Source organism: Phytobacter sp. V91, assembly GCF_965644225.1.
Classification (GTDB): domain Bacteria; phylum Pseudomonadota; class Gammaproteobacteria; order Enterobacterales; family Enterobacteriaceae; genus CBFFRJ01.
The window spans coordinates 1-14,681 of record NZ_CBFFRJ010000009.1; the positions used below are offsets into that span (position 1 = coordinate 1).

Annotated in this window: 14 protein-coding genes; 11 read left to right on the forward strand and 3 right to left on the reverse strand. The window is 51.5% G+C overall.

The window, feature by feature from the left end; genetic code table 11:
• Nucleotides 1-543: 543 nt before the first annotated feature.
• The 9 genes from ACSZO4_RS03070 (at nucleotide 544) to opgB (ending at nucleotide 8,063) form a co-directional block, all read left to right on the forward strand.
• Complete coding sequence (locus tag ACSZO4_RS03070; RefSeq protein WP_437887433.1) at nucleotides 544-1,320, forward strand: threonine/serine ThrE exporter family protein; 777 nt, start codon at nucleotides 544-546, stop codon at nucleotides 1,318-1,320.
• Nucleotides 1,311-1,784 carry a threonine/serine exporter gene (locus ACSZO4_RS03075; RefSeq protein WP_437887372.1) on the forward strand — a complete coding sequence of 158 codons (474 nt, stop codon included), beginning with the start codon at nucleotides 1,311-1,313 and terminating at the stop codon, nucleotides 1,782-1,784. Before ACSZO4_RS03070 ends, ACSZO4_RS03075 begins: the two co-directional genes overlap by 10 nt.
• Before the next feature lie 64 nt (nucleotides 1,785-1,848).
• Nucleotides 1,849-2,490, forward strand: coding sequence for a TetR family transcriptional regulator (locus ACSZO4_RS03080; RefSeq protein WP_437887373.1), 642 nt, complete (start codon nucleotides 1,849-1,851; stop codon nucleotides 2,488-2,490).
• Between the two features lie 41 nt (nucleotides 2,491-2,531).
• Entirely contained in the window at nucleotides 2,532-2,981 is a 450-nt protein-coding gene (locus ACSZO4_RS03085; RefSeq protein ID WP_437887374.1) for a MarR family winged helix-turn-helix transcriptional regulator, read from the forward strand.
• A gap of 83 nt (nucleotides 2,982-3,064) precedes the next feature.
• On the forward strand, nucleotides 3,065-3,493 hold the full coding sequence (locus ACSZO4_RS03090; RefSeq protein WP_437887375.1) for an organic hydroperoxide resistance protein: 429 nt from the start codon (nucleotides 3,065-3,067) through the stop codon (nucleotides 3,491-3,493).
• 184 nt (nucleotides 3,494-3,677) lie between these two features.
• Nucleotides 3,678-4,223 (forward strand): primosomal protein DnaT, encoded by a 546-nt coding sequence (dnaT, locus tag ACSZO4_RS03095; protein WP_437887376.1) that lies wholly within the window; start codon nucleotides 3,678-3,680, stop codon nucleotides 4,221-4,223.
• Nucleotides 4,220-4,957: a DNA replication protein DnaC gene (gene dnaC, locus ACSZO4_RS03100; RefSeq protein WP_437887377.1), complete on the forward strand. Its 738-nt coding sequence runs from the start codon at nucleotides 4,220-4,222 to the stop codon at nucleotides 4,955-4,957. Before dnaT ends, dnaC begins: the two co-directional genes overlap by 4 nt.
• Before the next feature lie 75 nt (nucleotides 4,958-5,032).
• Entirely contained in the window at nucleotides 5,033-5,521 is a 489-nt protein-coding gene (locus ACSZO4_RS03105) for a DUF2501 domain-containing protein (protein WP_437887434.1), read from the forward strand.
• Nucleotides 5,522-5,771: 250 nt separating this feature from the next.
• Nucleotides 5,772-8,063 (forward strand): phosphatidylglycerol--membrane-oligosaccharide glycerophosphotransferase, encoded by a 2,292-nt coding sequence (gene opgB, locus ACSZO4_RS03110; protein ID WP_437887379.1) that lies wholly within the window; start codon nucleotides 5,772-5,774, stop codon nucleotides 8,061-8,063.
• 122 nt (nucleotides 8,064-8,185) lie between these two features.
• Here opgB and ACSZO4_RS03115 read toward each other — a convergent pair whose 3' ends face one another.
• Nucleotides 8,186-9,208 carry a zinc-binding alcohol dehydrogenase family protein gene (locus ACSZO4_RS03115; RefSeq protein ID WP_437887380.1) on the reverse strand — a complete coding sequence of 341 codons (1,023 nt, stop codon included), beginning with the start codon at nucleotides 9,206-9,208 and terminating at the stop codon, nucleotides 8,186-8,188.
• 138 nt (nucleotides 9,209-9,346) lie between these two features.
• Here ACSZO4_RS03115 and ACSZO4_RS03120 point away from each other — a divergent pair, with 138 nt between their 5' ends.
• Nucleotides 9,347-10,261 carry an FCD domain-containing protein gene (locus ACSZO4_RS03120; RefSeq protein ID WP_437887381.1) on the forward strand — a complete coding sequence of 305 codons (915 nt, stop codon included), beginning with the start codon at nucleotides 9,347-9,349 and terminating at the stop codon, nucleotides 10,259-10,261.
• A 210-nt stretch (nucleotides 10,262-10,471) separates the two neighbouring features.
• On the forward strand, nucleotides 10,472-11,833 hold the full coding sequence (locus ACSZO4_RS03125; RefSeq protein WP_437887382.1) for an MFS transporter: 1,362 nt from the start codon (nucleotides 10,472-10,474) through the stop codon (nucleotides 11,831-11,833).
• A gap of 16 nt (nucleotides 11,834-11,849) precedes the next feature.
• On the opposite strand, the gene ACSZO4_RS03130 is transcribed toward ACSZO4_RS03125, so the two are convergent.
• Both ACSZO4_RS03130 and tsr read right to left on the reverse strand, forming a co-directional pair.
• Nucleotides 11,850-12,665, reverse strand: coding sequence for a GNAT family N-acetyltransferase (locus ACSZO4_RS03130; RefSeq protein WP_437887383.1), 816 nt, complete (start codon nucleotides 12,663-12,665; stop codon nucleotides 11,850-11,852).
• Between the two features lie 76 nt (nucleotides 12,666-12,741).
• Nucleotides 12,742-14,565 carry a methyl-accepting chemotaxis protein gene (tsr, locus tag ACSZO4_RS03135; RefSeq protein ID WP_437887385.1) on the reverse strand — a complete coding sequence of 608 codons (1,824 nt, stop codon included), beginning with the start codon at nucleotides 14,563-14,565 and terminating at the stop codon, nucleotides 12,742-12,744.
• Between the last annotated feature and the right edge of the window lie 116 nt (nucleotides 14,566-14,681).

Here is a 14,681-nt window from a genome sequence, read left to right on the forward strand (position 1 = left end):
GATCATACAGCTCAGCTAAGGTAAGGCTAATACAGATAAGGACTCCACTGAACCCCACCGATTAAATCGCACCTTCCTTAAATAAATATCATGAATGATTAATGCTACACCAACAATCACTGTCAGTGAGACGCACCAGCAGCACCAATAAAAATCGGCATAATCAATGTCTGGCGCAATGATAAAAATAGATTATAAAAACCACCAATAATAGTGTCAATATTACGCATAAAACGCAAAACAAATATCACTAAATGTAATTTATTTTTAAAAACAAACAATACAATAATTTTATATTAGCCACCGCTAACATACACCGCATTAATATATCAGGTGATACTTCACCCTGGATATATCGCATCCGGCGATAACCATACGGCAAAACAACAAGGAGTATGACCATCCCCCCTGGCAATATTTTGTGATTTATTGCACAAATCTTGATCTGCTCCCGCGCCATCATGAGCACAACCTGTGCTAAAAAGTAGCCATTCGTGCCACATCATGTGGGACTTGAGCAACATCACCAGGGCTATCATGCAGATGCAAGAAGACCAGTCATCACAACGGGCCATCACACGTCTGTGTATTCAGTGCGGCCTTTTTTTATTACAACATGGTGCAGAGAGCGCACTGGTTGAGGAATTATCCACGCGCCTGGGGCTGGCACTGGGTATGGATAGCGTCGAGAGTTCTATTTCGTCAAATGCGATTGTCCTCACCACCATTAAAAATGGGCAGTGTCTGACCTCAACACGTAAAAACAGCGATCGCGGCATTAATATGCATGTGGTGACCGAAGTACAACACATCGTCATTATGACGGAGCATAAATTGCTCGACGCCAAAGATGTCGAAAAACGCTTCTCACAGCTCAAGCCACTGCGTTATCCCCGCTGGCTGGTGACCCTGATGGTTGGGCTTTCCTGCGCCTGCTTTTGTCGGCTGAACAATGGTGGCTGGGACGGCGCTTTTATCACTTTTTGCGCCAGCAGCGTGGCAATGTATGTGCGACTGGTGCTGGCAAACCGCCATATGCATCCGCAAATCAACTTTTGCATTACGGCGTTCGTGGCGACCAGCATATCCGGGCTGATGCTAACATTTCCAACGTTTCTTCATACCTCTACCGTCGCGATGGCGGCAAGCGTGTTACTGCTGGTTCCCGGCTTCCCTTTGATTAACTCCGTAGCGGATATGTTTAAAGGGCACATTAACACCGGCCTTGCGCGCTGGGCTATCGCCAGTCTGTTAACTCTCGCGACCTGTATCGGTGTAGTGATGGCAATGACCTTGTGGGGGCTGCGCGGATGGATGTGATCTGGTTTGTGCTGGCTCTGATTCAGGACATGTTACTTTCCGCCATTCCAGCGGTGGGCTTTGCGATGGTGTTCAACGTACCACACCGGGCGCTGCCCTGGTGCGCGCTGCTTGGCGCTATCGGTCACGGAACGCGTTTCGCGATGGTTCACTGGGGCTTTAATGTCGAGTGGTCAACTTTCGTCGCCTCAATGCTGGTTGGCAGCATCGGCATTCGCTGGTCACGCTGGTATCTGGCACACCCAAAAGTCTTCACCGTTGCGGCGGTCATTCCCATGTTCCCCGGCATTTCTGCCTACACGGCGATGATTTCTGCGGTGAAAATTGGCCATTTAGGCTATAGCGAAGAACTGATGATCTTGTTGTTGACCAACTTTCTTAAAGCCTCATCGATCGTGGGCGCGCTGTCGATAGGCCTGTCCGTTCCGGGGCTATGGCTCTACCGCAAACGCCCGCGCGTCTGAAATTTGAGTTATTGCGACGCCGTGGTAATAATCCTTATCCCGATATGCCTGATAAGGAACGGATGTGGAACAGCAAAGCATTTATGCCCCTGATGATTTTGACGAGTCCCGGGTGAAAGACAAAATCTTCCTTAGCGCCATTGCCCTGTTTGCAGAGTACGGGCTTAATGGCGCGCGCATGGAGCAGATTGCTGAGAAAGCGGGCACCACCAAACGGATGGTGGTTTACCATTATAAAACCAAAGAAAACTTGTACTTACAGGTTCTTGAGTACGTTTATGCTTCAATCCGGGCCAGCGAGAAAGCCCTGAACCTGTCAGCTCTCCCTCCGGTTGAAGCCCTGGTACATCTGGTCGAAAACACCTTTGACTATCACGCTGATCATCCTGATTTCATTCGTATTATTTGTATGGAAAACATGCAGCGCGGGCGTTACATCCAACAGTCCACCTGGCTACGGGATGTAAACCGCAGCGCCCTCACCTTGCTCGAAGATATTCTCAGCCGCAGCCAGCATAAGCAGTTGTTTAATCAAAACGTCTCGGCTCGTGACCTGCACCGGGTGATCAGCAGTTTCAGCTTTCACTATGTCGCCAACAGTTACTCGTTCTCGATGCTCTTTGAAGACCATGAGGACCGCCAGCAACAGCGTCAGCACTCCCGTAAAATGGCCGTGCAGGTCGTATTGCGTTTTATTTGCGCATAAATAACTTGCAATTAAATCGTACACTATCTATATTCAAAAACATGAAAACAAAACAGACCCACAACGCGCAGCTTGAACTCGACAACCAGTTTTGTTTTGCACTTTACTCAACAAATCTGGCGCTGCATAAATTGTACCGACAGCTTTTGACGCCGTTAAACCTGACCTATCCACAGTATCTGGTGATGCTGGTTCTGTGGGAGAAGGATGACGTGACAGTGTCGGATATCGGCGAACGCCTGTTTCTTGATTCGGCAACACTGACCCCTTTGCTCAAGCGTCTGGAAAGCGCAGGGCTTCTTTGTCGCCAACGCTCACGCCAGGATGAGCGCCAGGTGGTCATTACCCTCAGCGACAAGGGTCGTGAACTCCATCAACAGGCACAATCCATTCCGAACGCCGTTATGTGTTCTCTGGATTGTGACCATGGCCAGTTAATGGCTCTCAAGCAGCAGCTTGAGACCCTGCGCCAACAGTTTCAGCGCGTATAACGACCTCAGCAATGAGGTATTATACGCCCATTTAAATAGCGCACGATATTATCGCAATCTACTAAGTTAATAAGGAACCTGTTATGTCTTTAGAAAAAGTGATTTACACCGCTAATGCCAAAGCTACTGGTGGTCGTGATGGTCATGCGACCTCTTCTGACGGCGTGCTGGATGTCAAACTCGGTGTGCCTAAAGAGATGGGCGGCATGGGTGGCAACGTAACAAACCCTGAACAACTGTTTGCCGCAGGCTACTCCGCCTGCTTCCTCGGCGCGATGAAATTCGTTGCCGGACGCGACAAAATCAGCATGCCGAAAGATGCCTGGACAGAAGCAAACGTCGGCATTGGCCCACTGCCTACCGGTTTTGGTATCGAAGTTGAGCTTAAGATCCACCTTGAAGGTATGGACGCTGCTGAAGCGAAAAAACTGGTCGATGCAGCACATATCGTCTGCCCGTATTCCAACGCCACCCGCGGCAACATTGATGTGACCTTAACCATCATCGCGTAATACGAAACCGGACAGGCTTTAGCCAAAGATCCGGTCGCCAGCATCATTGGGAAAACACCGCCGGGGCAACCCGGCTTTTTCCGTTGCCATCCTCCCTCGCCCGCTCTGTGTTACTATGTCCTGATATGCCTGCAAATCTTTAATGCAGTGCGCCCGTACGGTTTTTCCTGTTTGAGAACACGTTATGTCTTCCAGAATCCTGACGTCCACTGTTATCGGTGTTGATGAGTTTATGCGCGATCACGCCAGCGTGCTGGCGCGAACTGAGGGCGGAGCTGTCGCCGTCTTTGCCAATAACGCCCCGGCGTTTTACGCCATTACGCCCGCACGTCTGGAACAGCTTCTGACCCTGGAAGCGCGCCTTGCTCGTCCCGCCAGCGATGTTGCACTGGATAGTCAGTTTTTTGCCGAACCCACTGCCGCGCCAATGCAGGTTCCGATGGGCAAATTTGCCATGTATGCTGACTGGCAGCCGGATAGCGATTTCCAGCGTATGGCGGCACTGTGGGGCGTTGCCCTCGCCCAGCCGGTTGCCCCGGAAGAGCTGGCCGCATTTGTTGCTTACTGGCAGGCCGAAGGCAAAGTATTTCATCACGTACAATGGCAGCAGAAGCTGGCGCGCAGCCTGCAGATAGGCCGGGCGAACAACAACGGGCTGCAAAAACGCGATATCAACACCCTGTCCGAACCGGACAAAGAGATCCCGACTGGATTCAGAGGTGCCAAATGAAAAATATCAGCCACATCCTGCAACGCCTGCAAAAAATGATGCCTGCGAATATTAAGCCCGCGTTTAAATCGGGTGAAGAGCTGATGGCCTGGCAGAAGGAGCAGGGGGAACTTCGCTCTGCGGCGCTGGAGCGCGAAAACCGCGCCATGAAGATGCAGAGAACCTTTAACCGTTCCGGCATTCGTCCGCTGCATCAGAACTGCTCCTTTGAAAATTACAAAATTGAGTCCAAAGGCCAGCAGGACGCCTGCAATGCCGCGCGGCAATATGTAGAAGAGTTTGATAGCAGCATTGCCAGCTTTATTTTTTCCGGTAAACCCGGCACCGGCAAAAACCATCTCGCCGCAGCCATTTGCAACGAACTGCTCCTGCGCGGCAAATCTGTCCTTATTATTACCGTTGCCGATATTATGTCGGCGATGAAAGAGACCTTCAGCAATCGGGAGAGCAGCGAAGAACAACTGCTTAATGACCTGAGTAACGTTGACTTACTGGTTATCGATGAAATCGGTATGCAGAACGAATCGCGTTACGAAAAAGTCATTATCAACCAGATCGTTGACCGCCGTTCATCCTCCAAGCGCCCAACGGGCATGCTGACGAACAACACGCTGGATGAAATGAACAAGCTGCTCGGTGAGCGCGTGATGGACAGAATGCGTCTGGGTAACAGCCTGTGGGTGATATTCAACTGGGAAAGCTATCGTAGCCGCGTTACGGGCAAAGAGTATTGAGATTTATCCTCTGAGAGTCGCTGGCATGCGGGGGTGTATACTGGCCCTTTCCAGTCAAACCCAGGGTTCAACATGATGTCTTTTGCTAAACGCCTTCTCTGCGCCACTCTCGCCAGCGGCGTGCTGTTCTCCGCTACCACATTCGCCGCCTCCTGGCAGGACAGCCTTTCCAGCGCCGCCAGCCAGTTGAGCCAGAACTCGGGCTCGCAGCAGGGCGGTATGTCATTATCGTCCCTGACTGGTTTGCTCAATGGAGGCAGCCAGTCCCTGAGCGCAGGCACCATGAACAACGCCGCGGGCATTATGTCTTACTGTGCGCAAAACAAGCTGGCCTCGCTGACCAATACAGACAACATCAAAAATCAGGTGATGGATAAACTGGGGTTGGGACAGCAGGAGCAGAAACAGGACACGAATTATCTCGAAGGCTTACAGGGGTTGCTGAACACCAAAAACGGTGAGCAGCTCAATCTGAACAACATCGGCAACACGCCACTGGCAGAAAAAGTGAAAACCAAAGCCTGCGATCTGGTCCTCAAGCAAGGTCTGAATTTCCTGTCATAAGTTCCTCTTCTCGGATTTATCCATCACTGGCACAAATACTTTTTTGTCTGAGTGCCGCAAATACCGCTAACTCGCCCCCCGCGTCGGGGTGAGATAGCGGTCAAACTTATACCGTATCTAAACCAATTCCTAATAACTCGCGAAAAAAGTGACACTACAATTGCAGACGTGTTACATCGAAATTAAATTGTATCCCCTTGTAAAAAAGTAAACGCTGACCGTTTCAGTCAGCATCGCAGAGGAAAAACGGTTGGCCGAGTTACTTTCAATGGTCCTCTTTCTCGCATCCGTGGTGATTTACGCATGGAAAGCGGGGCGTAACACCTGGTGGTTCACCGCAATACTGCTGGTACTGGGTTGCTTCGTGGTGTTGAACATCACGCTGTATGCCAGTGACTACTTCACCGGCGACGGGATCACTGATGCCGTTATTTACACCCTGACCAACAGCCTTACTGGCGCAGGTGTCGGTAAATATGTGCTACCTGGTGCGGCCATTGTACTGGCGCTGCTGGGCGTTTTTTTCACCCTGGGCTGGGTGTTACGCCGTCGCCGCCATCTTCCTTATCATTTCGGCTACAGCTTGCTGGCTCTGGTGCTGGCTCTGGGCTCGGTGGATGCAAGCCCGGCGTTTCGTCAGATAAGCGAACTGGTAAAATCTCATTCCCGCGAAGGTGACCCTGACTTCACCGCTTATTACAAAGAACCGGCGAAGAAAATTCCCCATCCAAAGCTCAATCTGGTCTACATCTATGGTGAAAGCCTTGAGAGAACCTATTTCGATAACGATGCCTTCCCGGACCTGACGCCGGAACTGGGGGCACTTAAAGAAGAGGGGCTGGACTTTAGCCAAACCGAACAGTTGCCAGGAACGGATTACACCATTGCCGGAATGGTCTCCTCCCAGTGCGGTATTCCGCTGTTTGCTCCCTTTGAAGGTAACGCATCCGCATCGGTATCCAGTTTCTTTCCACAGAATATCTGCCTCGGCGATATCCTGAAAAACTCCGGTTACGAAAACTATTTTATCCAGGGCGCGAACCTGCGCTTCGCGGGCAAAGATGTCTTCCTTAAATCCCACGGTTTTGATCATCTGGTCGGTGCCGAAGAGCTGAAAACCAGGGTCCAGGACCCGAGCTACCGCAATGACTGGGGTTTTTACGATGACACCGTGCTGGATGAGGTGTGGCAAAAATATGAAGAACTGGCGCGCTCCGGTAAGCGCTTCTCCCTTTTTGCCCTGACGGTGGATACCCATCATCCTGATGGTTTTATTTCCCGTACCTGCGACAGAAGAAGCTATGCCTTTGATGGCAAACCGAATCAATCCTTCAGCGCTGTCACCTGTAGCCAGCAGCATATTGCTAAACTTATCAACAAGATCAAAGCCTCTCCGTGGTTTAAAGACACGGTGATCGTTGTCTCCTCTGATCATCTGGCGATGAACAACACCGCATGGAAATACCTGAATAAAGAAGATCGCAAAAATCTGTTCTTCGTCCTGCGTGGTGATGAAGCGCAGCAGGATACGCTGGCGGTCAAGCGTAGCACTATGGACAACGGCGCTACCGTCCTCGATATTCTCGGCGGGGATAACTTTATTGGCCTTGGCCGCAGTAGCCTTTCTGGTGAGTCGCTCTCCACGGTCTTCCTCAACATGAAGGAAAAAGTGGTGGCCTGGAAACCGGACATCATCCGTCTGTGGAACTTTCCAAAGCAAATGAAGGACTTCACCATCGACAGCGACAAGCAGATGATTGCCTTCTCTGGCAGCAAATTCCGCCTGCCGCTGCTGGTCCGCGTGTCAGATCAACGGGTCGAACCCTTGCCTGAAAGCGAATACTCTGCGCCGTTACGCTACCAGCTTGCTGATTTTGCCCCGCGCGATAAGTTTGTCTGGGTCGATCAGTGCTACAAAATGGCCCGCCTTTGGGCGCCTGAGCTGGTGCTTTCTACCGACTGGTGCGTCTCTCAGGGGCAGCTTGGCGGCCAGCAAAGTGTGCAGCAGGTTACGAAAGCGCAATGGAAGAGCAAAACGGATCTTAAAGAAACGGTGATCAGCGCTGACCGCTATAAGCAAAATATCGATATGCTGAAAATTGTGGATGACGATATACGCTATAAAGCCGACAGCTTTATCTTCAATGTGGCGGGCGCGCCGGAAGAGGTGAAAAAGTTCACTGGGATCTCACGGCCTGAAAGCTGGGGGCGCTGGTCCAATGCGCAACTGGGGAACGAAGTTTCCATCGAGTTTAACAGCCCGCTACCAGAAAATTTTGAGCTGGTGATCACCGCCAAAGCCTTTGGTCCTAACGCTAATCAACCGATCCCGGTTCGGGTGGGAGATGAAGAACAGGAGCTGATGCTCGGCAACGACGTCTCCACCACCACGCTGCGTTTCACTAATCCGACGCGCAGCAGCACGCTGGTTATCGTACCGCCGGACCCTCAGTCCACCAATGAAGGTAATATTCTCGGCCACTCACCCCGCCAGCTCGGGATTGGGATGGTGGAACTCAAAGTGGTGAATACCAACGGCTAAAAAAATGCGCCCAAAATTCCCCGGGCGCTGAATAGCAATCGTCTCACCTCTCCCCTGGCGCTGCCGGATACCCGTGCTGGCGCCAGCACTCTTGTGCATTTCATTGCGCATCCGTCTGATGATCAGAACGAGATAACGCCTTTAATCAGTTCGCGGTTATTAATTACCTGCTGCTCGTAGATCTCCGCAAGGGCGGTAAATTCATAGCGATGAGTAAGCATCATCGCGGCGGTGATACTCCCCTGCGCCATTAAACGCCCGACTTTGGCAAAGTCCTCCCCGGTGGCGTTACGGCTGCCCATCATGGTGGTCTCCTTTTTATGAAACTCAGGGTCAGAGAACTGCAGATCGCCTTTAAACAGGCCAACAAAGGTGATGCTGCCGCCGTGGCGAATCAGATTCACGGTGTTGTTCATCGCATGCTGATTACCCGTCGCATCAATGACTTTTTGCGCCAGCGAACCGCCACACGCCGCCCGTAATTGCGCATCAAAATCCCCGTCAGACGGGTCCAGCGCCACCAGCCCAAGGTGCTTTTCCACATGCTCACGCCGGGCCGGACTGGTATCTGCGACCACCACCTGCGCGCCATCCGCTTTGGCAATTGCAGCCGCTCCCAGCCCAATAGGCCCTGCTCCCACCACCAGCACCGGTTCACCGGGCTGAACGGCTGCACGTCGCACTGCATGTGCGCTGATGGCAAAAGGTTCGATCAACGCAGCGGATTCAGGATCAATGCCATCGACCACCAACAAGTTGCTGACCGGCACGCTCAGGAACTCACTGAATCCACCGTCCTGATGCACCCCAATAACTGAAATATTTTCGCAGCAGTTCGTACGCCCACTTTTGCACGCCGGGCATTTATCGCAGGACACGTAAGGAATAACCGAAACCTGCTGACCATGACTTAACTTATTGATGTTTTTACCTAAGCCAACAACCTCGCCGCATATTTCATGGCCTAACACTCGTGGATAACTAAAAAAAGGTTGATGGCCAGCCCACGCATGAATATCAGTGCCGCATATACCCACCTTTTTAATTTTCACCAGCGCTTCATTATCACCAGGAATGGGGACTTCACGTTTTATCCATTGCATTACTTTCGGTTCCTGGCACACCAAGGTATTCATTTCAGCCATCGCTATTTCTCCCGTATTTTCTGTTGCAACAGATATCGGGGAAAATGGAAAACAAAACGAAATGGTGCTTCTGATTTGTGAAACTCTACACATAAAAATGTTTTAAATACGTTTTTAATAGCGAAAAAGGAGCCATCAATGAGCCGTTCACAAAATTTACGTCATAACGTTATCAACCAGGTTATCGATGATATGTCCCGGGGACATATCCCGTCGCCGCTGCCGACACAAAATGCGCTGGCCGAAATGTACAACATCAGCCGAACCACCGTGCGGCACATCCTCAGCCACCTTTTGGATTGTGGCGTTTTGACGCAAATCCACCACGATTACGTCATCGTACGCAAACCCGATAATAACGATGGATTTACCTGTATTTCGGCCTCCCTGACGGAGCAGACCCGTATCTTCGAACAGGCATTTTTTACCATGATTAACCAGCGCCAGTTGAGCGCAGGTGAGTCATTTTCAGAGCTCCAGTTGGCCCGCTCTGCAGGCGTCAGCCCGGTTGTCGTCCGGGAATATCTTTTAAAATTCGGCCGTTATAACCTCATTCAAAATGAAAAGCGTGGGCAATGGAGCATGAAACAGTTTGACCAGGCCTATGCAGAACAGTTGTTTGAATTACGCGAAATGCTGGAAACCCACGCGCTCCAGCACTTTCTCAATTTACCGGATGATGACCCTCGCTGGCTGGAAGCCAGGACCTTACTGGAGCGCCATCGCATGCTGCGGGACAGTATCGGCAGCAGTTTTCGTATGTTCTCGCAATTAGATCGTGACTTTCACGCCCTGTTGCTCTCCGCGGCAGACAACGTCTTTTTTAACCAGTCTCTTGAGATCATTTCGGTTATTTTTCACTTTCATTATCAATGGGATGAAAGTGATTTAAAGCAGCGTAATATCATCGCCATCGACGAGCATATGACCATTCTTAGCGCATTAATCTGTCGCAGCGATCTGGATGCCATCCTGGCACTGCGTAATCATCTGGATACCGCTAAAGAATCCATGATTCGTTCCATCAGACAATCTCTGGCCACCAGTCATTAAGTACCAATTAAAAACAGCAAATGTCTATCGGGAGCACGCTTCAGATACAAGCTGGAGAAATAAAAATATCGTCACTTCTATGCTCTGATTAAGTCGACTGAAAATAAATAGTAGTTCGTGAGCGGTGCCGAATTAAAACCCGGCATCAGTATATTAATTTTCATCTTTCTTATTCAGGAAAAATGACAAGCTACATTTTGGGAGTCAGGCGTGGAAAAAAATGATATTACACTTGGGCCACGAACAAGTTATGACAAACCGGTGGACACAGATATTCCCGTTCCACCTGCAGGTTCATTACAACGCAGCGCAAGAATTAAAAAGATACAAACCACGGCGATGATTTTATTATTTTTTGCTGCCGTTATTAATTACCTCGACAGAAGTTCACTGTCCGTTGCCAATTTAACTATTCGCCAGGAGTTAGGGCTAAGCGCCACCGAAATTGGCGCCCTGCTCTCCGTATTCTCGCTGGCCTATGGTATCGGTCAGCTTCCCTGCGGCCCGTTGCTGGATCGCAAAGGCCCGAGGATCATGCTCGGCTTAGGCATGTTTTTCTGGTCACTATTCCAGGCACTGTCAGGCATGGTACATAGCTTTACGCAGTTTGTGCTGGTGCGCATCGGTATGGGATTGGGAGAGGCGCCAATGAACCCTTGCGGTGTGAAGGTCATTAACGACTGGTTTAATATCAAAGAGCGCGGTCGCCCGATGGGATTTTTTAATGCCGCCTCAACGATAGGTGTCGCTATCAGCCCACCGATTCTGGCTGCAATGATGTTGATGATTGGTTGGCGCGGCATGTTTATCACCATTGGCATACTGGGCATTTTCCTCGCCATTGGCTGGTATATGCTCTATCGCAATCGGGAAGATCTTGAACTTACCCCTGTAGAGCAGAGCTACCTGAATGCAGGTAGCGTGAACGCTCGTCGCGATCCACTGAGTTTTGCCGAGTGGCGAAGTCTGTTTCGTAACCGAACCATGTGGGGCATGATGCTGGGCTTTAGCGGTATCAACTACACCGCATGGCTGTATCTCGCCTGGCTCCCCGGTTATCTGCAAACCTCATACAACCTTGATTTGAAAAGCACTGGGGTAATGGCCGCCATTCCGTTCCTGTTTGGCGCAGCCGGTATGCTGACGAATGGCTATGTGACCGACTGGCTGGTAAACCGGGGGATGGCACCGATCAAGAGCCGAAAAATCAGTATCATTACCGGGATGCTTTGCTCCGCAGCATTTACTTTCGTGGTACCCCAGGCAACCACTTCGATGGCAGCAGTACTGCTGATTGGAATGGCGCTATTCTGCATCCACTTTGCCGGGACATCCTGTTGGGGTCTGATCCATGTTGCCGTGGCTTCACGCATGACTGCATCGGTAGGCAGTATTCAAAACTTTGCGAGCTTTATCTGCGCCTCATTTGCACCAATTGTCACGGGTTTTATCGTGGATACCACCCAGTCTTTCCGCCTGGCATTAATGATCTGCGGATGCGTCACGGTGTTGGGGGCGATCGCTTATGTTGTGCTGGTGCGCAAGCCAATCAGCGACCCGAAACAGAACTAAACGAACAGGCTGACTCTCAGATCACCGTCCGCATTTCAAGCTGACGGATTTGCATCAACCTGTACCCCGCTGACGCAAACAGCGGGGTAAAAGACTCCGGCACCGCCACGCTGGTACCCAGCCCGGCGAAATGATGGCTCAGAGCAATCAGCATTTCACGGGCAAACCCCTTATGCCGATACTCAGGCTCCACGTACAGAAAACGCAGTTGAGGCGTTGGCGTCAGGGTGGCGATCGCCGCATAAGCATGTTTACGATACTCAAACACCCGGCAAGGCAGCGTGATCAGAGAACAGGGGGCTATCTGCCAGGGCAGGCTCTCTTTGACCTCACCCAATGAACGCCAGACCAGTTCGAGGGGGTTGACCTCGTGCAACAGATTTTCCCCCACCCCGGAAACCCCATCGCTCTGAAATCCGCACAGTACCCTTTGCAGCTCAAATCCCAGCGCGCGGTACAGTCCGATGCCCGGCTGATTATCCGCAATCACCTCCAGCCACATCTGGCGAACACCTTTGGCCCGCAAACTTTGCATAAGGGGTTCCAGCAGGCGTATTCCCAGGCCCATCCCGCGCCAGGCCGGACTCAGGGCAAATGCCGCCAGCCGCGCAGATTCGGCACGGCGAGTGATGATGGCTATCGCAACCAGTACCTCGCCGTCCCACCAGACGCAGGAGTCAGGCAGGCTGATATGTTCGGCGCCGAAACGGTGGGCAAAATGCTCTGCAGCGATCGAGAAGGGAATGCTGTAGCCTGCAAAGCAGTCACTTAAAAAGACTGAAAGCTGTTCGCTACTGTAGTGAAGGGCAGAAATAGAGGTCAGATTCATCATGCATCTCCGTATTTAAAATAAGGATAACATGATGAAAAAGTAAAATGCGCCCCACATCAGCAGGGCGCGAAACGACTTAGAAGGTTTCCCAGTTATCTTCGCCACCGGCCACTTTTGGCGTCTGCGGTTTAGACAAAGTCGGTTTTACCAGCGTCGGCGCAACGTATGCTTCGCGGTTCACACGACGGGTACGGAATACAGCAACGGCCTGAGTCAGACGGCTGGCCTGCTCTTCCAGTGCCGCCGCCGCTGCCGCGGACTCTTCCACCAGCGAGGCGTTCTGCTGGGTAACACGGTCCATTTCAGCCACCGCCAGACCTACCTGGTCGATACCACGGCTCTGTTCATCAGATGCCGAGGCAATTTCGCCCATGATATCGGTCACACGGGTCACCGCGCTGACGATCTCGTCCATGGTTTCACCCGCGCTTTCCACCAGGGTAGAGCCCAGTTCCACGCGATTCACCGAGTCTTCAATCAGCCCTTTAATTTCACGTGCTGCCTGCGCACTGCGCTGGGCCAGGTTACGGACTTCACCGGCCACCACCGCAAAACCACGCCCCTGCTCACCCGCACGCGCTGCTTCTACGGCGGCGTTCAACGCCAGGATATTGGTCTGGAAAGCAATGCCGTCAATAACGCTGATGATATCGGCAATTTTCTGCGAGCTGGCGGTAATGTCGCGCATGGTCTGCACCACGTTATCCACCACTTTGCCGCCTTTTTGCGCAGTACCCGAAGCACTCAGCGCCAGATGGCTTGCCTGACGCGCGTTCTCGGCGTTCTGTTTCACCGTTGCGGTCAGCTGTTCCATGCTGGCTGCGGTCTCTTCAAGAGAAGCGGCCTGCTGTTCGGTACGGGAAGAGAGATCATTGTTGCCGGCAGAGATTTCACTCGCGCCGCTGTAAATGGCATCTGCACCGTTACGCACATCACCTACCGTGCGTACCAGCTCACCCTGCATATGGCGCAGGCTTTCAGCAAGCTGACCCATTTCGTTGGTGCCGTGAACGTTAATGCGCTGCTCCAGATCGCCACCCGCAATATGACGGATGTTTTCGATCAGGTGGTTCATCGGGCCAATCACACCCCGTTTGATGCCCAGCCACGCGGCCACAATCACCACCAGTACCACCAGCAGCACCGTGAAAATGATCCACAAGGCAGTATCATACGAGCTGTTGCTGTCGATGACCGCTTGCTCATACAAATGATCGTTTTGCTGCAAATAATCGAGATACGGCTTCTCAAACGCATCCTGATAGCCCTGAGTCGGCTGATCGAAGAAATCGTTGATTTTACCTGCACCCAGCAGTTGAATCAGCTCCGCCAGCGCATTGTGGTAAATCTCATAGGTGCGGCTAATTTCTGCAGCTGCGGCCTCGCTCTGGCGCGGATCGCGCGGCGTGGACTGATACTCTTTCCAGTGCCCTTCCGCGGCTTTCAACGAGGTGCTGGCGATCTGCATCAGGTCATTGACCGTCGCCCCACTGCCAATATTGTTCTGATCCATCATATAACGCGTACCTGCGCGGTTAAGCGTGTTACGCGTCTGCAACAGCGCAACCCAACTGGCGTTGAGCGTTGACTGCTGCTGACGGATGGTTTGTAAAACGGTGAAATTTTCTTTGTCGTGCTTGAGCGCATTAAAGAACAAGCCGCCAGAGGTGAGTTGTAACAAGCCAAAAAGTCCCAGTACTAAAAGTAAACTGGTGACAAGTTTCATACGATTTAACATGTTTTTTCTTCCATTATCCAGACAACAGAGTTTCGGCCTGGAAAGCGAAAACTTTATGGGGAGACGTGCTAAAAAACACGGGTTTACATTAACAATCAGGCAACAACCCCGGTTAAAGACGCACAGTAAAAATGGGTAATATGAACAATCATACGTGATCATTATCACACATTTTTCGCCGCTTAACCCCCTATAAAACCGCTTACCCCGATGGCTGACCGCTTACCCCCGTTTTCCTGCCACTTAAGCAAATCGCGCCCTTTTTACGCTTGTAATTT